1 pseudogene is annotated in these 464 nt (G+C 69.8%); it reads left to right on the forward strand.

Annotation, left to right across the window (positions count from 1 at the left end):
* Positions 1–464 (forward strand): annotated as a pseudogene (locus J5M73_RS31285) (cupin domain-containing protein); the annotation flags it as partial.

Here is a 464-nt window from a genome sequence, read left to right on the forward strand (position 1 = left end):
CTCGAACAACTGCAGCTGCACAGCGACGGCCAGACGCCGAACAGTCCGCATCCGGTGCTGATCTACCGGGACGTGCCCCTGGCCGACGCCGATCTCGCCTCGGCGTTCGAGCGCCTGTTCGACAGCCACCTCTGGCCGGCCCGCTGGCGGGCGCAGGTCTTTGACTATCACCACTATCACTCGGTCTGCCACGAGGTGCTGGGCGTGTCGCGTGGGCGTGCGCGGCTCAAGCTGGGCGGTGAGCGCGGGCAGGAGATCGAAGTGGCCGCCGGTGATGCGCTGGTGCTGCCCGCCGGGACGGGGCACTGCCAGCTGTCGGCCAGCGATGATTTCGAAGTGGTGAGGCGGGTATCCGGTGGAGGCGGACTATGACCTGATCCGGCCCGAAGCGGCGACGCACGACGCGGCGGCCGCGCGGATCGCACAGGTGCCGTCACCGGTCAGCGATCCGGTCGCCGGTACCC

The sequence above is a fragment of the Pseudomonas sp. 50_B genome (genome assembly GCF_017491625.1).
Taxonomy (GTDB): domain Bacteria; phylum Pseudomonadota; class Gammaproteobacteria; order Pseudomonadales; family Pseudomonadaceae; genus Aquipseudomonas; species Aquipseudomonas danubii.